General features: G+C 63.9%; 20 protein-coding genes. 7 read left to right on the top strand and 13 right to left on the bottom strand.

Annotated features, from left to right (window positions below; genetic code table 11):
* Positions 1-1,183 (top strand): HNH endonuclease signature motif containing protein (locus PSET11_RS03245; RefSeq protein ID WP_148088033.1); only part of this gene is annotated, 1,183 nt, incomplete at its 5' end.
* A gap of 94 nt (positions 1,184-1,277) precedes the next feature.
* Here PSET11_RS03245 and PSET11_RS03240 read toward each other — a convergent pair.
* From PSET11_RS03240 to PSET11_RS03195, 9 genes are all read right to left on the bottom strand, one after another.
* Positions 1,278-1,709, bottom strand: a complete 432-nt coding sequence (locus PSET11_RS03240; protein WP_124090680.1) for a VOC family protein — start codon at positions 1,707-1,709, stop codon at positions 1,278-1,280.
* Positions 1,710-1,911: 202 nt separating this feature from the next.
* A complete protein-coding gene (locus PSET11_RS03230) occupies positions 1,912-3,354 on the bottom strand; it encodes an MFS transporter (RefSeq protein WP_124090679.1) in 1,443 nt (480 codons plus the stop codon).
* A 167-nt stretch (positions 3,355-3,521) separates the two neighbouring features.
* Positions 3,522-4,895, bottom strand: a complete 1,374-nt coding sequence (locus PSET11_RS03225) for a DUF3100 domain-containing protein (protein WP_124090678.1) — start codon at positions 4,893-4,895, stop codon at positions 3,522-3,524.
* Positions 4,892-6,118 carry an amidohydrolase gene (locus PSET11_RS03220; RefSeq protein ID WP_124090677.1) on the bottom strand — a complete coding sequence of 409 codons (1,227 nt, stop codon included), beginning with the start codon at positions 6,116-6,118 and terminating at the stop codon, positions 4,892-4,894. The genes PSET11_RS03225 and PSET11_RS03220 overlap by 4 nt, the downstream gene beginning before the upstream one ends.
* Before the next feature lie 7 nt (positions 6,119-6,125).
* Positions 6,126-7,673: an aldehyde dehydrogenase family protein gene (locus PSET11_RS03215; RefSeq protein WP_124090676.1), complete on the bottom strand. Its 1,548-nt coding sequence runs from the start codon at positions 7,671-7,673 to the stop codon at positions 6,126-6,128.
* Positions 7,670-8,596 (bottom strand): NAD(P)-dependent oxidoreductase, encoded by a 927-nt coding sequence (locus PSET11_RS03210; RefSeq protein WP_124090675.1) that lies wholly within the window; start codon positions 8,594-8,596, stop codon positions 7,670-7,672. The genes PSET11_RS03215 and PSET11_RS03210 overlap by 4 nt, the downstream gene beginning before the upstream one ends.
* 66 nt (positions 8,597-8,662) lie before the next feature.
* Entirely contained in the window at positions 8,663-9,466 is an 804-nt protein-coding gene (locus PSET11_RS03205; protein WP_377947744.1) for a MurR/RpiR family transcriptional regulator, read from the bottom strand.
* Between the two features lie 219 nt (positions 9,467-9,685).
* Positions 9,686-10,198: a GNAT family N-acetyltransferase gene (locus PSET11_RS03200; protein WP_124090687.1), complete on the bottom strand. Its 513-nt coding sequence runs from the start codon at positions 10,196-10,198 to the stop codon at positions 9,686-9,688.
* Positions 10,199-10,205: 7 nt separating this feature from the next.
* Positions 10,206-10,571 (bottom strand): VOC family protein, encoded by a 366-nt coding sequence (locus tag PSET11_RS03195; protein ID WP_124090673.1) that lies wholly within the window; start codon positions 10,569-10,571, stop codon positions 10,206-10,208.
* Between the two features lie 61 nt (positions 10,572-10,632).
* Between PSET11_RS03195 and PSET11_RS03190 the strand changes: the two genes are divergently transcribed.
* Positions 10,633-10,938, top strand: coding sequence for a hypothetical protein (locus tag PSET11_RS03190; RefSeq protein ID WP_124090672.1), 306 nt, complete (start codon positions 10,633-10,635; stop codon positions 10,936-10,938).
* Position 10,939: 1 nt separating this feature from the next.
* On the opposite strand, the gene PSET11_RS03185 is transcribed toward PSET11_RS03190, so the two are convergent.
* From PSET11_RS03185 to PSET11_RS03170, 4 genes are all read right to left on the bottom strand, one after another.
* Positions 10,940-11,224, bottom strand: coding sequence for a DUF427 domain-containing protein (locus PSET11_RS03185; protein WP_124090671.1), 285 nt, complete (start codon positions 11,222-11,224; stop codon positions 10,940-10,942).
* Between the two features lie 154 nt (positions 11,225-11,378).
* Positions 11,379-12,470 (bottom strand): type I restriction endonuclease, encoded by a 1,092-nt coding sequence (locus PSET11_RS03180; protein WP_124090670.1) that lies wholly within the window; start codon positions 12,468-12,470, stop codon positions 11,379-11,381.
* 195 nt (positions 12,471-12,665) lie between these two features.
* On the bottom strand, positions 12,666-13,367 hold the full coding sequence (locus PSET11_RS03175) for an SCO1664 family protein (RefSeq protein WP_124090669.1): 702 nt from the start codon (positions 13,365-13,367) through the stop codon (positions 12,666-12,668).
* 36 nt (positions 13,368-13,403) lie between these two features.
* Positions 13,404-14,084 carry a histidine phosphatase family protein gene (locus PSET11_RS03170; RefSeq protein ID WP_124090668.1) on the bottom strand — a complete coding sequence of 227 codons (681 nt, stop codon included), beginning with the start codon at positions 14,082-14,084 and terminating at the stop codon, positions 13,404-13,406.
* 237 nt (positions 14,085-14,321) lie between these two features.
* Here PSET11_RS03170 and PSET11_RS03165 point away from each other — a divergent pair, with 237 nt between their 5' ends.
* From PSET11_RS03165 to PSET11_RS03145, 5 genes are all read left to right on the top strand, one after another.
* On the top strand, positions 14,322-15,581 hold the full coding sequence (locus tag PSET11_RS03165) for a S1C family serine protease (RefSeq protein WP_160118958.1): 1,260 nt from the start codon (positions 14,322-14,324) through the stop codon (positions 15,579-15,581).
* 110 nt (positions 15,582-15,691) lie between these two features.
* Positions 15,692-17,080 carry a sigma 54-interacting transcriptional regulator gene (locus PSET11_RS03160; RefSeq protein ID WP_124090666.1) on the top strand — a complete coding sequence of 463 codons (1,389 nt, stop codon included), beginning with the start codon at positions 15,692-15,694 and terminating at the stop codon, positions 17,078-17,080.
* Positions 17,081-17,093: 13 nt separating this feature from the next.
* Positions 17,094-19,097: a vWA domain-containing protein gene (locus PSET11_RS03155; protein ID WP_124090665.1), complete on the top strand. Its 2,004-nt coding sequence runs from the start codon at positions 17,094-17,096 to the stop codon at positions 19,095-19,097.
* Positions 19,098-19,195: 98 nt separating this feature from the next.
* Positions 19,196-20,026 (top strand): oxygenase MpaB family protein, encoded by an 831-nt coding sequence (locus PSET11_RS03150; RefSeq protein WP_124090664.1) that lies wholly within the window; start codon positions 19,196-19,198, stop codon positions 20,024-20,026.
* Entirely contained in the window at positions 20,019-20,927 is a 909-nt protein-coding gene (locus PSET11_RS03145; RefSeq protein WP_124090663.1) for a DUF817 domain-containing protein, read from the top strand. Before PSET11_RS03150 ends, PSET11_RS03145 begins: the two co-directional genes overlap by 8 nt.
* Positions 20,928-20,989: the final 62 nt, after the last annotated feature.

Raw genomic sequence — 20,989 nt, 5'->3', positions numbered from 1 at the left:
TGTGGTGGTGTCGCGGTTCCGTCGGAAGGTGCGGGGGTGGCGGGAGCGGCATCATCCGGAGTCGTTGGAGGCCCGGCATGTGAAGGGTGTGGCGGATCGAAGGGTGGAGTTCTGTCCTGATCGGGACGGGATGGGCTGGCTGTCGTTGTACTTGCCGGGGGACACGGCGTGTGCGGTGTGGAACAAGACCACGGCACTGGCCCGGGGGTTACAAGGCCCCAATGAGGACCGGACGTTGACGCAGCTACGGGCTGATGTCGCGGCCGGGCTCCTCCTCAACAGCCCAGGTCACCACCTGGGCACCGATGCGGGGTTCGGCGCGGGGGTGCGGGCTGAGGTGTTGGTGACGGTGCCGGTGTTCTCGTTGTTGGGGCTCACGGATGAACCGGGTGAGGTCGATGGGTTTGGTCCGGTGCCAGCATCGGTGGCACGGCGGTTGGTTGCTGATGGGGCGCAGTCGTTGTACAGGGTGTTGGTCGATCCCCGCGATGGGGTGCCGTTGGAATTGGGCAGGACGAGGTACCGGTTATCGGAAGGACTGAAGCGGTGGATCCGGTTACGTGATGGTGGGTGTACTTTCCCGGGGTGCAGTAATCAGTGCCTGGATAACGAGAACGATCACCTGACCGCGTGGGCTGACGGCGGCGGGACCGGGGTCCGTAATCTGGGACAGGTCTGCCCGAAGCACCACCGGCTGAAGCACCAATCGACGTGGACCCCCACCGGGGCGACGAAGGACACCTCACCAGGATGGACATCCCCGAGCGGGAGGTACTACCCAGCAGAACCACCCGAACGGGAACCCACCCACCTCCCACCAGACGTCCTCACCGAGTTCGTAGGAGCACAGGAACCGAACGTGCTACCGGAATTGAACTCGCTGGAACCGGTGGATCCGGCGGCCGAGGTGGTGCGGGCTTCGGCACATCGGCAGGTTCCAGGGACAGTGTCCTGGATCGTGCACGACAAGTCCCAGCGACGAGTGGTTTTGTCCTCACTGAAAGACCTGCACCGGCCAGCCAATGCCCTGCCTGTCGAGCGGCTGTCTTCAGATTCGGCCCGGCAGAGTGGATCCCAAAGTCAGAAACAAGCCAGCAAACGAGCAGACAAGCGGGCCAAGACGCGGGCAAACAAGCGCCTCAGCCCCCTAGAAATCGCCCTCACTGCTCACCTCGGCTTATGACCGTGAGCATTGAGCGAAACCCCAATCGGTGGCCAGCGCGAAATGCTCTGCGTTTAGGGCCGATGGGGTTGGCAAGGACGGGTACGGAGCTGCGTTAGCCCAGCGGTGCGGTCAATTCGATGTTGATGTTGTCAGGGTCTTGGAACGACAGAATTGCAATCCCAGCATCGGCCAGATCGATGACCTCGCCGTGTTTGATCCCGGCGTTGTCTAAATCGGCGGCGGCCTTTTCAAGCGCGGCCCGGGATTCGACTGCGAAGCTCACATGATCCAAGCCCGTGACGTCAGGGTTGAACACCTCGGCACCCACCGGGCGTAGTCCAAACAATGTGCCCTGAGGCGTCTGGTAGACCACGCCTCCAAAGAACTTTTCAGGCGATTGCCGCACACCCGGTTCATCGGCCTGCTCGGAGCTGTCCACCGCCACTTGCCATCCGAAAAGACGGTCGTAGAAGTCCTTGGATCGACGGATGTCAGTGACTGTTAGGCGGACATGGGCGAAGCCTGTACTTGAAATGAGTGTCATATCTCAGAACTGTACTCCTACCGAATAACGGTGCCCCCAACCGCGGAACATCCCCAGCCGTCGTCGGGATGACCAAGAATTCGGCCTTCAGGTACGGGCTCAAGGGTTTGCGCTTCAACGCCGTAGCGCCCCGTCCCACCATCACTGGCATCGTGGCGAATTGGGGCTCCCGCCATAGCAGCTCAGGCCCTCGTCCACAGGGCTACGACTCCGCTACCTCGTCCGCCGCCTGGGCTGCACTGCCAGCTTCGGTGGTCGTGGTCGAATAGGTGGCCGAAACGCGGCGGTAGACGGGCGTCAGGAATGCCAAGAGGGCGGCAACAATCATGATGATGCCGGCCACCAAAAAGACCAGCGCTATCCCACGGGATGTGCCCTCGCCCAACAGCGGCGCCAGTTGGGCGGCGCCGTCGCTGGATCGTGCCCAGGGAATGATCCAGAATTCGGCAACGGGCGCAATGAGGAAAGCCGTGATCGGTGCTGCGGCGGACTCTATGGCCATGGCAAAACCGAACACGCGGCCTTGGCGGGATAACGGGACCACTTGTTGGATGACTGTCTGCTCGGCGGCTTCCGCAAAAGGAACCAGCACCAGGTAGAGCCAGATTCCAACGATGTACAGCCATGGCCATTCGCGGAGGGTGAAGATGGAGCCCAGAACACCCATGGCCGCAACGGCAAGCAGCAGCGTGCGCAGCGGGTTCTTGCCCAGCCCAAATTTTCCGATCAACGCGCCACCGATGATGAATCCCGTGGAGCACAGGGCAAAGACGGCACCCCAGATCTCAACCGGGAACATCTCCAGCCCGTAGGGGTCCATGAGGGCCATGTAGACGCCGCCAATGAAGTTATTGAACGTGCTGAAGAGGATCAGTGCGAACAGGCCTGTTATGGCCAGGACTGCCGCGATCGAACCGCGCAGGTCAAACGCGCCGTGCGCGTCGCTGGCGGCTACCTGCACTTCCTCAGGCATCTGCAGCGTCAGCAGGTGGGCAAAGGCGATCGCCGTGAGCACGATTGCTACCAGCACCGTCCAGCCCATGCCCAACAGCCCCACGGATAGCCCGGAGAGTACCGACGTTACGATGAATGCGAGTCCTTGGACCATGCCCACCAGGCCGTTGGCGTTGGCACGTTTATCCGCATCGATCAGGATGGTGACGGTGGTGGACAAGGCAACGTTGCGCATGTTTTCTACCACTGCGCCTGTGAGGATGATGATGGCAAAGATCCAGAACCAGGGTTGCGTCAGGTCAAGGAGGGCATCGCCGGGGGTCAGCAGGAACATCACGCCTGCCAGGACAAACATGACCAACGTGAAGGCGGCAGCGAAGCGCATGATCGCCAGTTTGCGGTACCGGTCCACGAACGTCCCAAAACTGATGCTCGAGACGGCAATGAGGAGCATGTATGCGCCGCCGATCACGCCCGTGGAGATCACGTTGCGGGTTTCCAAATAAACCCAGAATGTCAGCGCAAACCACAGATAGCTGGTGGTGACATTGGCCAGTGCGGTATTGACCAAGATCCCGGTAAAGGTCCGGGACCGTTGGGCTGCGCTGCGCAAAGAGGTGTCGACGGCGTCGGGATTGGCAAGGCCTGAAGACTCCGCGGCCCCGGACTGCGCCGGTTCGTGCTCCGTCATCTGCCTCATTTTACTGACGCGCCCACGGCCTGGGTACCCCGGCAGAGCGGCAAAGTGGACAGACCCGGACAACCAAATTCACCGCGACAACCAACAAAGAAAGCGGGGCCGCGTCCCTCCACAAGAGGATGGACGCGACCCCGCGCTGGCGGGTGGCGCCAGGAAGGCTAGTGCCAGAGCCCCAAAGCGAACTCGGCAATGACCGTGGACAGCAGGAAGGACGCCGTAATGGCGACCAGCCCCACCGGAATGATCTTCCAACCGATGTTCTTCAACAAGGGAATGTCCTTCCCCAGGGACAGGCCGGCCAGGGTGAGCATCACGGTGGCAATGGAGAGGAAATCAACAGTCTTGACAGCCCCGTTGAGCGCCTCCGCGCCGAAGAACCACGGGCTGGAAATGTAGGCACCGATGGTGGTGATGAACACGATCGCCGAGATCTTCCGTGTGACCTTCGCCAACCCAAGTCCCAACAGGACGAGCGCCAGCATGATCGCGTACCCCAACACAATCGACAGGCTGAACCCCTTCGCCGCGACAGACGCGGTGCCAATACCCAGCACCGTGAGCACGGACAGCGAGAGCCACATGGGCAGCGTGATCGGCGCTGACGACTCCGCAACCTGTTCGCGGAAGAGCCGGTTTTCCTCGGCCTGCACAGCATCACGCTCACCATCCGCTGCGCTACGCTCGGGAGCAACAGCCGCGCCGGACGCTACCAGCTGCCGTGATTCCTGTTTCCGGGTCAGGAACTTGTAGAACCGGTCCGCCATGGGCAATGCGAGGTAGATTCCGACGTAAACGCCCAGCACCGTGGTGATCAGGTTGGAGACAGCAGCCATGCCCAGGATCGCTTCCTGGTCAGCGGGGTAGGCGGCGACGATACTGGCCGCCGAGGCCGCCATCATCGACCCGGATCCCACTCCGGCGCCCATCGCCAGGGCCAGCGGATCGAAGATCTTCCAGTTGGACACCAGCGAGGTCAAAAGCGTGATGAACACGGCGCCGAAAAGCGTGCCAAAGACGTACATGGCCAGGACGCCGCGGTACTGGTCCGAGTTCGGTCCGTATTTCTCCGACACCATGGCGAAGGACGGCTCACGGTCCAGCGAGAACGTCGCACCCACCGTCGCCTTCCCCATCCGGAGCAGGACAGCCAGCGGAAGTGCCAGCACAATGGTGCCGAGAAGGTGCCCCACTTCCTGCAGCAGGAGCGCCGGACCCGCCTTCAGCAGGCTCGGCAGGCTGGGGCCAATGTTGAACGCAAGCCGCGCAACCAGCAGCAGCACGGCCACGCCTACCAGCGCAGTCGCAACCCGCTGCAGATCCAGCCCCAGCGGCTTGAATTTCTGCACAGAAATGAGCAGGCCGAGGATCAGCCCCCACACCATGGGGAAAATAATGATGGAACCGATCCCCACATCAATCTTCGCCTGCCCAATGAACTGGACAATCAGCGCGATCACAAAGGCCAGCGCCGCGATGGGCAGCGTCAACTTGGGGCCGGCTGTTTGGAGCCGGGCTGTTTTGGTAGTGCTCATGATGCGCTCTCCTGGGTGAGGGTACGACGGCGGTAGGCGGCTTGAGTGAAACGGTCTCGTTGGGTGGGGCTGGAGGTAGCTGCGGCAATGGTCCAGGCCAGCGCGGTCCCGCCCTCGAACATCACCTCGTAGGCCTGAGGAGTGTCAGCCAAGGCGGCGAATGCGTGCGAGTGGATGGGCACGTCGGCTCCGGGAATGCTCAACCACGGGTGCAAGGAGGGGATGACCTGGGAAATGTTGCCCATGTCGGTGGACCCACCGCTGAGCCCTGCGGCCGGCGACGTGTCTTTGCCCAAGACGTCCATGGCGTCGGTCCAGTAGGATGCGAGATCGTCGTCCTGCAGCAGTGGTTCGTAGAGCGGCTCGCTGTCCTGGAACTCCAACGTGGTCCCGGTGGCTAGTGCAGCGCCTTCGAAGCAACGCCGAACCCTGACCAGCAGCGCCTCAAATTCGGGCAGGGTGAACGCCCTGCATTCAAACTCCACCACTGCTTTTTCCGGGATGATGTTGGTAACCTGGCCGGCCTCGGCCACGTAGCACGCAATCCGGTGATCGCCGGGAATCTGCTGACGGAGCAGCCCAATGGCCACCTGGCTGAGCACTGCAGCGTCCGCCGCATTGACGCCCTGATGTGGAGCCGCCGCTGCGTGTGCCGCCTTGCCGGTGAATGTTGCCCGGTACCTGCCCACCGCCTGCGCGCTGGTGCCCGTTGGGTTGTACGTCAACCCGTCCTGAACTGGATGGACCATCAGGGCCAGCCCCACGCCGTCGAACGCGCCCCGCTCAAGCATGAGCGCCTTGCCGCCGCCGTGCTCCTCCGCGGGGGTTCCGATGGCCTTGAGGGTGATACCCAGGTCGTCAACGAAGGGTGCGAGGGCCAAGGCTGCTGCCACCGATGCGCCGGCGATCAGGTTGTGTCCGCAGGCATGCCCGATTCCCGGCAGCGCATCGTATTCGACGCACAGGGCCACGGTGAGGCTGCCCGTCCCGGTGCTCGCCGAAAAGGCTGTGGGCAGTTCGCTGGTGCCGCGCTCCACCTCGAAGCCACCGCTTTCCAGCAGGGCCGCGATTGCTTCAGCAGAGCGGACCTCCGCGAAGGAGACCTCCTGGTAGCCGTGGATGTTCCTGGCCATCTCTTCCACCTGTGGTTTCCAGCGTTCGACGCCGGCTGCCAGCAAAGTGCGGAGCCCACCGGCCGCTGCGGTGATGTCTGGGGTTTCCATGATTCTCCTAGTAGGACAGCGAAGGGAAGGGGGAACCTGCCGCACGGGTAGGTACCCAGATGGCCTTGGCCTGGGTGTATTCGTCCAGGACGCCGGGGCCAGAGGAGCGGCCATGGCCGGAATCGCCGAAGCCGCCAAACGGGACTGCCACGTGGATGGTCTTGTAAGCGTTGATCCAGAAGGTTCCGGCCTTCACCTCGCGGGCCACATGATGAGCCCTTGACACGTCCGACGTCCACACCGCACCAGCCAGGCCGAAGGAGGTGTTGTTGGCTCGGGCGATGGCCTCGGCCTCGGTATCGAACGCATCGGCGCCCACCACTGGGCCGAATACCTCTGTGGTTTCGAGCCGGTTGGCGGGGGTCACACCGTCCAGCAGGGTGGGCATCACCCAATGACCGCCGCTCAGGGCTGAGCCGGTCAACGACGCCGGCAACGTGGCCCCGGTCAGCCGCCTGCCGCCGTCGTCCATTCCGGCAGTGATCAGATCGGTGACTATCGAGAATTGCTGCGCCGTGATGATGGGGCCCACCTCGGTATCCGCGCTCAGGGGATCGCCCACCCGCAGCAGGGCGGCTTTTGCGGCGACCATTTCCACGAATTCCGCGTGCACGCTGCGCTGGACCAGCAGCCGCGATCCTGCCACGCACGACTGCCCGGCGCCCGAGAAAATCGCCGAGATGGCACCTTCCGCTGCCCGCTCAAGATCGGCGTCAGCGAAGACGATGTTGGCGCTTTTGCCGCCGAGCTCCAGCAACGCCGGAATTCCGGCCCCCGCCGCCGCAACGGCAACCCGGCGGCCAGTGGGAACGGAGCCGATGAAGCTGATTTTCCCGACGCGCGGATCAGTGGTGAGGGCCGCGCCCACCGTCTGTCCCAGCCCGGCAGCGACGTTGAAGACGCCCGCCGGCAGGCCTGCTTCGTGCGCGATCTGGGCTAGCCGGACCGAGGAAGCCGGGGTGAATTCGCTGGGTTTGATGATGACGGCGTTGCCGGCTGCGAGTGGTGCCGCGGAGTTCCAGCCGGCGGTGAAGAGGGGGGCGTTCCACGGTGTGATGGCTACAACGACTCCCCACGGCACGCGCTCCGTGTAGGTGTGCCAGTTGCCGGGCACGGGGATGGTCTGCCCCGTGAGCTTGTCCGCCCAGCCGGAGTAGTAGCCGAACATTTCAGCCACCTTGGCCGCCTCGGCGCGGGCGTCCCGGATGGGTTTGCCCGTGGTAGCGGATTCGAGGATGGCCAGTTCTTCCGCGTGGCGTTCGACGGCGCGGCTGACGTTGCGCAGGATCGCCGCCCTTTCGAACCCGTTCAGGGCGCCCCAGACGGCAGCGCCAGCAGTAGAACTGGCAAGGATCGCATCTGCGCCCTCAGCACCGGGATCGGCGTAGCTGGCAAAGGCCTCGCCAGTGGCTGCCGCGGTGAGGGTGATGGATTCGCCGCTACCCGTGGCGACGCGGCCATCAATGAAGGCGCCGAGTCCGGATGGGAAGGCAGCGTCCAGGACCGTCCCGGCGGTGGCCGCGGACGAGGATGTTGGTGCGGTGGTGATGCTCAAGGCGTTGATCCTTCAGTCGCAGGAGTGGAGCTGGGTGCGCCCGCCGGCGTGATCGCAGGGGCTACGGTGCGGGCAATTTCGGTGAAGTCTGCGCGTGGGCCCAGGACAGCGAAGGCGTCCTGCCACTGTTGGGCCACGGCAGCCAAAAGCGCTGGCTTCTCGCCGACCTGGCCGGCAATGGCCACGGCCAGGGCTGCGTCACGAGCCATAAGGCCCATGGAGAAGCCGGAATCGTGGCTGCCGTTCAGGATCCAGGTGGGGTACATGGCCGCCGACACTTTGCTGCCGCCGGAGGCCCCGCTGATGCTTGCGGCCGCAGTACCCGGTTCGATTCCGTAGGCTTTCGCGACGGCCAGGGCTTCCCCCACGGAGGCGAGGTTGGCGGCTGCGAGGACGTTATTCAGGAGTTTCACCACATTGCCACTGCCGGGGCCGCCGATATGGCTAAAGTTCCCGCCCGTGAGAGCGAGCAGGACGGGTTCAGCGGCGGTCAGGGCGGCGTCGCTCGCCCCGACGAAAGCACTGAGTTTCCCGGTGGCTGCACCATCGCGGCCCCCTGAGACGGGCGCGTCTATGAAGGCGGCGCCGTGGGCCTCGGCAAGCTCTGCCATTCGTTGGCTCGTGGCTGGCTCGGAGGTGGTGGTGTCGATGATGGCGATGGTGCCGGGGCTGGCAAGCAGGTGCGGCACGGTGATTTCGACAATGCTGGCTGCGGGCAGGGAGAGGACTGCGTAGGGAATGCCGGCAAGGTTGGCCAGACTGTCGGTCACGCTGATGCCGGTTTCCGCTGCTGCTGTCCTGGCGGCGTCGGAGGGGTCGAAGCCCGTCACGTCCCAGCCGCACCGGTGCAGGGTGGCGGCCATCGCTCCGCCCATGGCGCCAAGGCCAATGACGGCAATTTGGTTGTTTTGTGGCTCGTTCATGTCTCGGGTGCTCCTGAGTGTGCCGGGATGATGGGTCAGAGGGGCTGGTGTGGATTCAGCCGATGGTCAGTCGAGGTAGACGTCCAGGTCTTTCCAGAGCTGCTGGGTGCGTCGGATGGTTGCCCGGCTGCGTTCTGGGTGGGCTGCCTCCATGCCGGCGAGCAACCCGTAGACCAAGGAGGTGGCTGCCGTCACGGACTGGAAGAAGGAGAGTCCCTCGGACGCGACCACCAGGAGGTGGTCGGCGGCGGTTGCCAGCCGGCCGCGGCGCAGGTCGCTGATGGCGATGATGGTGGCGCCTGCGGCCTTGGCGGCTTCGGCGGCCACAATGATGTGCCGGACGGAGCGCCACATGTTGATGACCACCATGACGTCCCCCTCACCCAGGCTGTTGGTGGTGGAGGCCAGGTGGACGCCGGCCCGGTTTTCCAACGCGATGGGGTAGCCCATGGTGGAACCCAGGTGGGCCATAACGCCTGCGGGCGAGGCAAACGAACCAATCCCGACGACGGTGATTGACTTGGCAGCCGCCAGGGCGGCAATGGCTGCCTCGGCGTCGTCCGTGGTGTTGGATTCCAGCGTGAGGCGAAGGTTTTCGATGTCGTGCGTGAGGGCTTCGCGAAGGGGGCTGTGGTGCTCGCCGTGCTCGGTCAGGGTGTCTTCGGTGGAGATCATCACCAGGTAGCGGGAGCGCAGTTCGCGCTGCAGATCGGGCCAGCCCCGGTAGCCCAGGTGCTGGGCGGTTCGAACCACCGTGGAGTTGTTGACATCGGCGCGCTGGGCAATCTCAGCAATATCCGCGTAGGACGACAGTTGTGGGTTGCGGGTGATGACCTCCACCACGCGACTCTGGGATTTAGTGAGGGTCACATCGGGGAGTGCGTCGCCAAGCCAGCCGGGGGAGTGGCTGGTGGAGGCGACGGAATCGTCTGCGTCGACGTTCGCTTCGACAGCGTTGGTGTTCACGGCATACCCATCCTGTAACGCAGATCACTCTGCAAGTGCAATTGCATCCAATGTACTCTGCAATTTTGTTTGCGGATAGGGTTCTGCGTTTCGGTGAGGTAAAACTTTCCTGCAGTGGTGTTCCTACAGCTCGAGCACCATGAACACGCTGCTCGGATCCAGGGTGTAATTCGCGAACGGCTGGCATTCGGTGAAGCCGTGCCGGGCGTAGAGGCGCCGCGCCGGAGCGAAGTAGTCGTCGCTTCCGGTCTCAAGATAAATGCGCTCCAGCTGCTCGGCGCGGGCACAGTCCACGATGTGCAGGAGCATCAAGGTAGCAACGCCGCGGCCCCTGGCCGCCGTCGCGGTGCGCATGGATTTGAGCTCGGCTGTTTTTGGTGAGTCCAGGCGCTTCAGCGCGCCGCATCCCAGCAGTGTTCCGGGTTCTGGCAGTGTTCCGCGTCCCAGCGGGGCGCCAGATCCAGGCGAGTCCTCATTAGTGCGGGCAGTCCAGAACGTGATGCCCGGTCCCGCAAGTGCGGAGGCATCCAGCGCGTGGACGCTTTCCGGCGGGGAGGTAGCGAACATTTCGTCGAGGTGTTCGCGGAGAAGTTGTTGGACGTCGTCGCGCTGCGGATTGTCCCGATCGATCCGCACGTCAGGGTCAGCCAGCTTCGTTGCCCTTGTCAATCACACAGAACCGGTTTCCGTCCGGGTCTGCGAGCACCACAAAGCCAGGATTCTCGGGATACATGTCCCACTCGACTGGCTGGGCGCCCAGGGCAATCAGCCGCTCAATCTCGGCCTGCTGATCGTCGGCGTAGAGGTCCAAATGCGTGCGCGGATGGTCCTGGACCGGCGACTCGCTGACCATGAGCGCCAGCTGGGCTCCCGGTCCAGAAGCTGGCACCAGAATGACCCAGGTGTCGTCTCCTGGCTCGCGGGGAACATAGCCGATGGCGTCATGCCAGAAGGCGCTGGCGCGGGCTACATCCTGGACGCCGAGGACAATACTGCCGATGGTCAACATCCGCTCAGCCTAGCGTTGCGCGCGGGCGGGTGCCTGCCGCGGCTGCCGTTAGACTCGCACCATGGGGGAGAACAACATACTTGAGGGCAACGCCAGGCCACGTCGGAATCAACTCGCGGCCGCCGTCGTACCGTTGGTTGGAGTTATTGGGGTGCTGGTTGGGTGCATCGTGGTGGTGAACTCGCCAGCCACCTTTGGTTGGTTTTCGTACGCGCCGCTCAGCAACGAACGGTTCATAGGCAACGGCGTGACCATGGTGAGCCAGGGCCAGCAGATTGGCTGGGCCGTTGCCGTGGCGGGACTCCTGGTCCTAGCGTTCTGGGCGGGGTACCGCCTCGGCAAGCGTCGCAGCCGCTCCGAATCCTGACTCAGTCCTCGATGGTTACGCCACGCCAGAACGCGATCCGATCCTTGATTTCCTTGGCGGCTTCCTTCGGCTCGGGATAGAACCATGCGGCGTCGGGGTTCTGCTTCCCGTCAACCTCCAGCGTGTGATAGCTCGCCTGCCCTTTCCACGGGCACCCGGTGGTCATGCTGCTGTCGCGCAGATAGTCCGCGTTGACCGCTGACCTGGGGAAGTAGTGATTTCCTTCAACCATCACCGTGTCTGAGGACTCCGCGATGACTTTTCCGTTCCACAATGCCTTGGCCACGTTGCGCACCTTCCGTTGCTGCCGGCCGCCAGAGCAGCGCCGGTGTGTAGTCCAACGGCTGGGGCGGTCGGCTTTGTTCCCGGGGCGGGCGGACGACGGCGGGATGTCCCGCGCCGCCGTCCGCTCGCCGAACTAGAAGGTCAGGGTACCCCGCTCACAGATAGGCCTTAACGCTGGCCCGGAGTGCCTCGGTGTGCTCGTAGATCTCCTCGAGAGAGCTGATGGGCACCCTGGTTTCTTCCTTGTGCTCGTCGAAAAGTCCGATGTACTTCTGTGTCCGGTTGAAATGGAGCCGCGCGATCGGTTTGCGGTTGTTGTCGTCCAACAGCACGGCAAAGTAGGACTTCGCGTCGCGCTGAACCACCCGGGCCGGCTTCACTTCGCTGCACACGATGGCCCGGACAATTTGGTAGCCCTCGATTTCCTCGAGCGTCGTTTCCAGCCCATCAGCCTCCACCAGGTCCGCCTCCGCCACGGGTGCGCTGGTCACGCTTGCCGCCTGGGCGCTCTCATCAACCTGCTGGAACCCCGGAGCGCCAAGCGCCTTCTTCAGCCGATCGTTCACCTGATCATTGAGGTACTGCTTCGAAGCCTTCGTCACCAACGCCGTGAACTGCTCACGCACCTTCTGGGTGAACGGGCCCGTGTAAACCCTGCCCGTCAGGAACTTGACCCATTCGTCCTCGGGCTCCTTGAACTGCGCCGCCAACGTCCGCTTGAGTTCCCCGATGTACTTCAATTCGCCCGCCGCGCTGATGATCGAGTCCAGGTCAAAGACCTCTTTCGACAATTTCTGCAACTCCGGAATCAGCGAACTGTCAATGTCGGTGAGGTCGAGGACCAGGAACGGTTTCGCGTCCATCCGGTTCGGCGCATCCAGGTCTGTAAAGAACTGATAGACCTCGCCATTGGTCAGAATCGCGATCCGCGCGTTGGTCACGGCGAAGTACCTGAACAGCTGCGATGCATGCTCGATCTTCACCGGTTCCGTCGATTTCTTGCACTCAATGAGGATCTGGATTTCGCCATCTTTGACGATGGCGTAGTCGATCTTTTCGCCCTTCTTCAAGCCAACATCGGCGATGAACTCCGGCACCACCTCCAATGGGTTGAACACGTCATAGCCGAGGATCGTGGAAATGAACGGCATCACGAAGGCGTTTTTCGTGGCTTCCTCGGTTTGAATAATGTCCCGCTGCTGGCGCACCTTTGCGGCCAACGCGGACAGCTTTTCTGCAAACTCCATTTGTCCCCCTGGTAAATGTTTCGCAACCGCCCACTAGAGCGGCGATACCTGATCATAGGCATCAATGTGACCCAGGTCGCACCGGTGTTCTGGTGCGGTGCTGAAAGCGCACCGGCTTCACCGGCTGGATATCACGACGGCGGGATGTCCGGTGCCGCCGTCGGCTCGCCAAATCGGGAGCTCAGGGGGCGCTGTTTAGACCAGCGGCCAGGGGTAGCGCATGCCGGTGAGGTCCACGGGGAGGGTGCCGTCCTGCATGATCCGGCTGACCCGCCGCTTGAGGGCAGCACACTCATCGTCGTCCAACAGTTCGGCCAGGTCTGCTGGCACCTTGTCCGCGAGTGGGGCGATGTCTGACAGCAGGTCTTCGGGAATGGCCTCGCCGGCGAAGTCCCAGATCACCGTCCGCAACTTGAAGATGGCAGAAAAGCACAACCCGTGGTCGATTCCCCAGATCCGCCCATCCGCACCGCGCAGCACATGGCCGCTCTTACGGTCAGTGTTGTTGGCGATGTAGTCGAACAAAGCCATCCGCGCCATGTCCGCGTGCGTGGACGTGTCTTCAGCGGCCAAGGTGAAGTAATGCTCGCGGAAGTCACAATCGATAAACCACTGGAGCGACCCTTCGCCCAGCGGTGCGTCTTCCCTGATGACCGTGGGCGGCACCATGCCCCAGCCCAGCGACTCGCTCAAAACATAGGCGGCACGCTCACGCTTATGCAGGCCAGGCGGGAAATCGGACAGCGGACGCTCGCCAGCCAGCGGTTTGTAGACGGCCTGGGCAGTGTCGTCGCCGAGAGTCAGTTTCACCAGGAATGTTTCATTGCTGCTGCGGACAATCTGCCCCACCAGTTCCACGTCACCTTCGGTCAACAGCGTCAGTTCGCGCTCAGTCATGGCTGGCAAAGCCCTGCGCAGCCACCAAGCCCCACGTCACTGTGGCCTCAACCCGCTCAGAGGCTCCGAGTAGGAGTTCACCATCAACACCGACGACGCTTTCCCGTCAACGAAGGAGATGGCAGAAACCGAGCCGGGGCTGATCATGATCCGCTGAAACAAGTCCAACTGAGTCCCCAACGCATGCGCCACCGCCGCCTTGATGGTGTCCGCATGGGAAAAGCAGACCACCACACCACCGGGATGCGCAGCACTAAGGTCCGTCACAGCCCCGACCATCCTGTCCTGCATCTCCGTGAAGCTCTCACCGTTGGGGAACCGGAACGTGGACGGGCTGTTCTGCACCGTGCGCCATTCAGGCAGGGCCGCAAGCTCGGAGATTTTCGCCCCGGTCCAGTCGCCGAAGTCGCACTCCAACAGGCCCGGTTCGCGGGTGATGGGCAAGCCGGTGCTGGCCGACGTAGGCTCCGCCGTCTCGCACGCCCGCTCCAATGGTGAGGAGTAAATCGCGCTGATGGAGAGTCCTGCCAGCCGTTCAGCCACCCGCTGGGCCTGGCCCTGACCCCGCTCGGACAGGTGCAGGTTCGGCGCTCGTCCCGGCAGCACCATCCCAGTGGTGGGCGTCTCGCCATGGCGCACCAACAGCACCAAGGTGTTCGACGGCGGAGTGGGCACGGGCGTGGATGCCGGCGGAGCCGGCTGGTCTGCTGCAGTCATCACCACCAGCGTAGCGCCGACGGACCGTGGACCCATGTCCGCGCCAACAATTTTCCCGGCCAGGTCCGCAGCACAGTTGGACCCTGGCTAACCCCTTTCTGGGACTGGATCATCGACGGCCGGATGGGCCGGCTTGAGATGCGTGTTGCCCTTGTGGTGATCCTGGTCTTTGGCTAGCGTGACCGTACTGCACTTGAGCTGGGGCCTGGGCGCAACTGACCATGGAAGAGGATGACCATGAAGTGCACAGCCCCCAAGCCAGACCTGCGGTTTGCCCCCTCCCTCTTGGTGTTGTTATTGGCCACCGCTTGCGCGCAGTCTCCGGCACTTCCCCAAGGCGCGCCGGTGACCACCCCAGAGTCGGGGACTCCCACGGCTGCCGCTACAACGGTGTTGACCCCGTCGGCGACCCCAGCGGTATCGCCAACAACCACCGGAGGGACCAAGCCGAAAGACTGGGCGGAGACGTTCCTGCTGGTGAACTCGGGTGTGGCCAAACTCGCGGTGACCCTGTGCGAAGGTGGTGCCACCGGTACGGGGTTCCTCGTGGGGGAGGACCTCATCATGACGGCCGCTCATGTTGCCAAGGACGAGGTGGCCATCAACGTTTCGGTCAATGGACAGTACACGTCTGCCCGGGTCTTGGGCATCAATGACGAGCAGGACCTGGCACTGCTGAAGACCCCGATAGCCCTCGTTGGCCATCGGTTCGACTTTGCCGCGGCGCTTCCTTCGCAGGGCGTTGAAGTGGCTGCACTGGGGTTTCCGCTAGATAGCGGGTTGACCTTCACGTCGGGCCGGGTCAGCGCCCTGAACCAGGAAATGGACAGTGCTTTCGGCACGCGAAGGGACCTGTTGCAGACCGACACGGCCATCAACCCGGGCAACAGCGGTGGCCCGCTGGTGCGTATGGACGGCACCGTAGTAGGCGTGGTGAGTGCAAAACGGGCCTGGGTGATAGGCACTCGCACCGTCGACGATTATGGCGCGGAGGGCGTGGGCTATGCCGTGCAGGCGCCGACCGCGGCCGTCTCCGCCGAGGACTGGAAAAAACGCAGCACCCCGGTTCCGTCCAACACCTGCAGCAACCAGGCCGAAACCACCAGCAGCAACATCATCACGACCAACAGGTCGAACCACCCCCAGGCTTCCGGCGTCATCCAGAGCCTGCTGCGGCACGGCCAGGGGATCAACAGGGCGGCATACGAGGCGGCGTTTGCTGTGCTGACTCCGGAGATGCAGTCGCAGATGCAAGGGCTGGCGACGTGGAAAGCGGGGCTGAAGACCTCATTCTGGCGTGCCCTGACCATCAATGCCGTCACCGGTTCCGGGGACGAATTGACGGTGGCTGCTGTGCTGCGCACGGAGCAGGACGCGGAGGATGGCAGGGACGGTCAGACTTGTTCTGACTGGACCATCAAATACTCAATGTCCTGGGACGGAGCCATCTGGCGGATCGCGGGCGCTGACGATCCTGCCGGTCCCCGGGCGTGCTGACCTGCAGTCATCAGCACCAGCGTAGCCCCGCCAAGACGGCAATTACCTCCCGCGTGCACGAATATTGCGGATCACCCCACCACGCCGCAGATCGGGTCTACGGTGGAAATGTGACTGAACGCCCCGAGATTCTTACCGTTGGTGAACTGCGCGCCTCCGGCCACGTCCTCAAAGACCTGCGCCGTGAACTCCGCGACAACCTCCTTTCAGCCTTGGCTGCAGGCCGCGATCCGTGGCCCGGCATGTTCGGGTTCACCCGGACCGTCATCCCCCAACTGGAACGTGCCCTGATTGCGGGGCACGACATCGTGCTGCTGGGTGAGCGTGGCCAGGGCAAGACGCGGCTCCTCCGCACCCTGGCCGGCCTCCTGGACGAATGGTCGCCCGTCATTGCGGACTCTGAACTGAACGAACATCCTTACGAACCCATCACCGACTCCTCCCGTGCGCAGGTCTTGGCACAAGGAGACCATCTGGCCATCACCTGGCGCCACCGGTCCGAGCGCTATGTGGAAAAACTCGCCACCCCAGACACCTCAGTGGCTGACCTGATCGGCGACGTGGACCCCATGCGGGTGGCCGAAGGCAGGCGGCTCGGTGATCCTGAAACCATCCACTACGGCCTCATTCCACGAGCAAACCGCGGCATCGTGGCCATCAACGAACTCCCTGACCTGGCCGAACGGATCCAGGTCTCCATGCTCAACGTCATGGAAGAACGCGACATCCAGATCCGAGGCTACGTGCTCCGGCTCCCGCTGGACGTGCTGGTGGTGGCGTCTGCCAACCCAGAGGATTACACCAACCGCGGCCGGATCATCACCCCACTCAAAGACCGCTTCGGTGCCGAAATCCGCACGCATTACCCCCTAGAACTCGAAGACGAAGTCGCAGTCATCGAGCAGGAAGGCGATCTGGTGGCGGACGTTCCGCCTGTCATCCTGGAAATCCTGGCCCGCTATACCCGCGCGCTCCGCAACTCCCCTGCCATCAACCAGACCTCCGGCGTCTCGGCCCGGTTCGCCATCGCCGGAGCCGAAACCGTCGCCGCCGCGGCACTGCGCCGCGCCAGCGTGCGGGGCGAAGACGAGGCGGTGGCCCGGATCATTGACCTGGATGCCGCCGTCGAAGTCCTCTCCGGCAAAATCGAATTCGAGTCCGGCGAAGAAGGCCGCGAGCAGGACGTCCTGGACCACCTGCTGCGGATGGCCACCGCCGAGGCCGTCCGCGAGCACTTCCAAGGCCTCGACATGACCCCACTGGTAGCCGCGCTGGACGGTCAGTCAACGGTGACCACCGGCGAACTGGTCACGGCCAAGGAATTCCTGGCCAACCTGCCCTCGCTCAACGGATCGGGCCTCTACGACGACATTGGCCAGCGCCTCGGTGCGGACAACGACGGCCAGCGGGCCGCCGCCGTCGAACTTGCCCTCGAAGGCCTGTACCTCGGACGCCGGATCTCCAAGGAGTCCGACGACGAATCCACCATCTACGGCTAGGAACAGGAACGCCATGGGCCTTCACAGTCGGTCCAAGTACGGCCGCTACGATGGCGGGCCGGACCCGCTGGCGCCGCCGGTGGACCTGGCGGAGGCGCTCGACGCCGTCGCCGAGGACGTCATGGCAGGTTATTCACCGCGACAAGCCCTGCAGGAATTCCTGCGCCGCGGCGGCCGGAAGATGGACGGCTTGGACGATCTGGCCGGCCGAATCCAGCAGCGCCGCAAGGACCTGCTGGGCCGCCACAACTTGGACGGCACCCTCAACGACGTGAAGAAACTGCTGGACGAGGCGGTGCTGGAGGAGCGAAAACAGCTGGCCCGCGACGCCATGATGGACAACGACGAGCGCGCGTTCCGCGAAATGCAGATCCAGAACCTGCCCAAGTCCACGGCGGCAGCCGTCAATGAACTGGCTAGCTACGACTGGCAATCCAGCACGGCCAAGGAAAAATACGAGCAGATCAAGGACCTGTTGGGCCGCGAAGTCCTGGACCAGCGCTTCGCCGGCATGAAGCAGGCCTTGGAAGGCGCCACTGATGAGGACCGTGCGGCGATCAGCGAGATGCTGCGCGACCTCAACGAGCTGCTGGAAAAGCACCGCAACGGCACCGACACGGACCAGGATTTCCAGGACTTCATGGCCAAGCACGGCGAACACTTTCCGGAAAACCCACAGAGCGTCGAAGAGCTGGTGGGTGCCCTCGCCAAACGCGCTGCTGCCGCCCAACGGCTGATGCAATCGATGTCTGCAGAGCAGCGCGAGGAACTGATGAGGCTCTCCGCGAATGCGTTCGGGTCGGCGGATCTGATGGCTCAGTTGGGTCAGCTCGACGAGACGCTGCAGGCACTGCGGCCGGGCGAGGACTGGAACGGCTCAGAACGCTTCGAAGGCCAGGAGGGGATGGGGCTGGGCGATGGGACCGGTGTGCTCCAGGACTTGGCCGAACTCGACGAACTTGCGGACCAGCTCGGCCAGGATTACGACGGTTCGCACATGGACGATCTTGACCTTGACGCGTTGGCCCGCCAGCTGGGCCAAGACAGTGCCGTCACCGCCAGGACGCTGGCGGAGATCGAAAAGGCCATGCACGACGGCGGTTACCTCCGCCGCGGAGCAGATGGGGATCTGCGGTTGTCGCCGCAGGCCATGCGCAGGTTGGGTAAATCGTTGCTGCGGGATGCCGCCAAACAACTATCAGGCAGACCGGGCCGCCGCGAGACCCGAGCCGCCGGGGCATCGGGGGAGCTGACCGGGTCCAGCAGGCCGTGGGAGTTCGGCGATGCCGCACCGTGGGACGTCACCCGCACCATCACCAACGCGATCAGCCGGACCATCGCGAACGGCGACGATCCCCGCAGTGGCCTGCGGCTGAGCGTCGAGGACATCGAGGTGACGGAAACCGAGGCGCAGACCCAAGCCGCCGTCGTACTTCTGGTGGACGTCTCCTTTTCAATGGCTGCAGAGGGCCGGTGGGTGCCCATGAAGCGCACCGCGCTGGCGCTGCATCACCTGGTTTCCACCAGATTCCGTGGTGATCGGCTGCAGGTGATCACGTTTGGCCGCCACGCCCAGACCATGGACATCGACGAGCTCACCGCACTGCCCGCCGTCCGTGAGCAAGGCACCAACCTGCACCATGGGCTGCTGCTGGCAGGCCGGTTCTTCCGCAAGCACTCGGGGATGGAGCCGGTCCTTCTGGTGGTGACAGACGGCGAACCCACCGCCCACCTGCTGCCGGACGGTGAGTCGATGTTCTCCTGGCCGCCGCACCCGGAGACCCTCCGAGCCACGGTGCGCGAACTCGATCACGTGGGCAAAGTGGGGGCGCAGGCCACCTTTTTCCGGCTGGGCGACGATCCCGGCCTGGAGCGGTTTGTGCAACGGATGGCACGGCGAATCGACGGCCGCGTGGTGGCGCCCGAAGCAGGAGAGCTGGGGGCCGCCGTGGTGGGCGAATACCTGCGGGCGCACTTCCGCGGCCGCGCCTACGGCGACTCTGACTGGGCTACGTAACCTCGAATCTCCGGCTCAACCCTGGGTCTTGGTGCGGGCCGCGGCAGCTCCACCCGCAGTCTGACGCCCGCCTCGAAGCCCTCCGGTAGCCTGATGGAATGAAGCAGGACATGGCCCAACTGGGCGCCGAAGGCATCCTTCTGGCCGGCGCCGGGCGGGCCATTCTGCTGCAGATCGCCAACCCCGCAGTAGGTCATGGCGTGGCCGAGCACAGCAACTTCACCGACCGGCCGTTGGACCGGCTGATGGGCACGCTGACGTATGTCTATGCCGTGTCCTTCGGGACGGAGGACCAGATCCAGGAGGTCCGGCGCCGGGTCAACAAGGCGCACGCTCCCGTCCGCCGCGCCGCCACCGAAGCGTCCGCCGGGTACAACGCGTACGACGCCGACGCGCAGCTTTGGGTCGCTGCCACCCTCTACGACACGGCAGCCACTGTCCTCACCGAGATATATGGAACCCCCGACGCCGAGGCCGCCGACGCGATGTACCGCGACTATGCGAGACTCGGCACAGCCCTCCAGGTGCCGTCGCATCTCTGGCCAGCCGACCGTGCGGCCTTCGCTACCTACTGGGAGGGTCAGGTAGCCACCCTTCGTGCCGACGCTACGGCAGTCCGGGTGGCGACGGCTCTTCTGCGTCCGAGCGGCGGGCCCCTCTGGTACCGGGCGCTCATGCCGCCCGCCCGCTTCCTGACGGCAGGCTTTCTGCCGGACCAGCTTCGGCAAGACTTTGGTTTGGCCTGGAGTAAGGGCAGCGAACGACGTTTCCGCCGCACGATGCGTGTGCTGGCAGTGACCTACCCGCGGTTGCCCCGACTGCTCCGGCACTGGTTCAAGGACTACTGCCTGGCCAGCATCGACACTGGCGCTGGATCGGGGTCTGGTGGGGTGGGTCCCGCTACGGGCCGAGGAGTGCCTGATGCGTAGCGGTACCTCCGTGGAGCATCGGATCGATGCCCTGGCGCACCGATTCCTGGGGTCGGTGCAGGCAGACGGAGTTAGCGACCGGCGCCCCCGCGCCAAGCTCACCGAGTTCGTTGTCTTTGGCCTGAAGCAGGGCTGGGCGTGCATCTTCGGCGCTGCGCTGCTGGCGGTGCTTTTTGCGGCCCGGCTCTGGTACCCGGAGGGTGCAGCCCTGGCCCGTAACGACTTCCTGACGGTGGCCGCCGTCGTGATTCAGGTCCTGATGGTGGCGTTCCGGCTGGAATCCCTGCGCGAACTCAGGGTCATCATCCTTTTCCACATCGTGGGGACGGTGATGGAACTCTTCAAGACGGACATGGGATCGTGGCAGTACGAGGCTGAGGGTGTGCTCCGCATTGGGGCCGTGCCGCTGTTCAGTGGGTTCATGTACGCCGCGGTCGGCTCTTACATGGTGCGTGTCTTCAGGCTCTTTGACCTGCGTTTCGCCCGCTATCCCCGCCGTTGGATTACCGCTGTCCTGGCGCTGGCTATCTATGCCAACTTCTTCACGCACCACTTCATGTGGGACCTGCGCTGGGTGCTGCTGGCCGCCGTCGTGGTGATCTACGGCCGCTGCGTGATGCACTTCCGGGTGTTTCGGCGCCGATTCAGGATGCCCCTGGTGGTGTCGTTCCTGCTGGTAGCGCTGTTCATCTGGATTGCGGAGAATATCGCTACCTGGTCCGGCGCGTGGCTGTACCCCAGCCAGGTGGACGGCTGGGAACCGGTGGGACTCGAGAAGCTCGTCTCGTGGTTCCTGCTGATGATCATTTCGGTGGTGCTGGTGGCCTGGGTCTATAAGCCGCAGCCGCCTGCGCCCGCAGTGAACCGGACACACGAGCCCGGCAGGCTGGCCCTGCCGTAGGAGACCCCGGCACTCCCTGACGGTAGAGGGGGTACTGGCTATACCTCTTTCAACAGCACCTC

Source organism: Arthrobacter ulcerisalmonis (assembly GCF_900609065.1).
Taxonomy (GTDB): Bacteria; Actinomycetota; Actinomycetes; order Actinomycetales; family Micrococcaceae; genus Arthrobacter; species Arthrobacter ulcerisalmonis.
This window is presented reverse-complemented; position numbering and strand designations above follow the sequence as displayed.

Bases quoted from the DNA above. Each gene is read 5' to 3' on its own strand.
- PSET11_RS03240 (WP_124090680.1), bottom strand. From the start codon at position 1,709: ATGACACTCATTTCAAGTACAGGCTTCGCCCATGTCCGCCTAACAGTC.
- PSET11_RS03230 (WP_124090679.1), bottom strand. From the start codon at position 3,354: ATGACGGAGCACGAACCGGCGCAGTCCGGGGCCGCGGAGTCTTCAGGC.
- PSET11_RS03225 (WP_124090678.1), bottom strand. From the start codon at position 4,895: ATGAGCACTACCAAAACAGCCCGGCTCCAAACAGCCGGCCCCAAGTTG.
- PSET11_RS03220 (WP_124090677.1), bottom strand. From the start codon at position 6,118: ATGGAAACCCCAGACATCACCGCAGCGGCCGGTGGGCTCCGCACTTTG.
- PSET11_RS03210 (WP_124090675.1), bottom strand. From the start codon at position 8,596: ATGAACGAGCCACAAAACAACCAAATTGCCGTCATTGGCCTTGGCGCC.
- PSET11_RS03195 (WP_124090673.1), bottom strand. From the start codon at position 10,571: ATGTTGACCATCGGCAGTATTGTCCTCGGCGTCCAGGATGTAGCCCGC.
- PSET11_RS03190 (WP_124090672.1), top strand. From the start codon at position 10,633: ATGGGGGAGAACAACATACTTGAGGGCAACGCCAGGCCACGTCGGAAT.
- PSET11_RS03180 (WP_124090670.1), bottom strand. From the start codon at position 12,470: ATGGAGTTTGCAGAAAAGCTGTCCGCGTTGGCCGCAAAGGTGCGCCAG.
- PSET11_RS03175 (WP_124090669.1), bottom strand. From the start codon at position 13,367: ATGACTGAGCGCGAACTGACGCTGTTGACCGAAGGTGACGTGGAACTG.
- PSET11_RS03170 (WP_124090668.1), bottom strand. From the start codon at position 14,084: ATGACTGCAGCAGACCAGCCGGCTCCGCCGGCATCCACGCCCGTGCCC.
- PSET11_RS03165 (WP_160118958.1), top strand. From the start codon at position 14,322: ATGAAGTGCACAGCCCCCAAGCCAGACCTGCGGTTTGCCCCCTCCCTC.
- PSET11_RS03155 (WP_124090665.1), top strand. From the start codon at position 17,094: ATGGGCCTTCACAGTCGGTCCAAGTACGGCCGCTACGATGGCGGGCCG.
- PSET11_RS03150 (WP_124090664.1), top strand. From the start codon at position 19,196: ATGAAGCAGGACATGGCCCAACTGGGCGCCGAAGGCATCCTTCTGGCC.
- PSET11_RS03145 (WP_124090663.1), top strand. From the start codon at position 20,019: ATGCGTAGCGGTACCTCCGTGGAGCATCGGATCGATGCCCTGGCGCAC.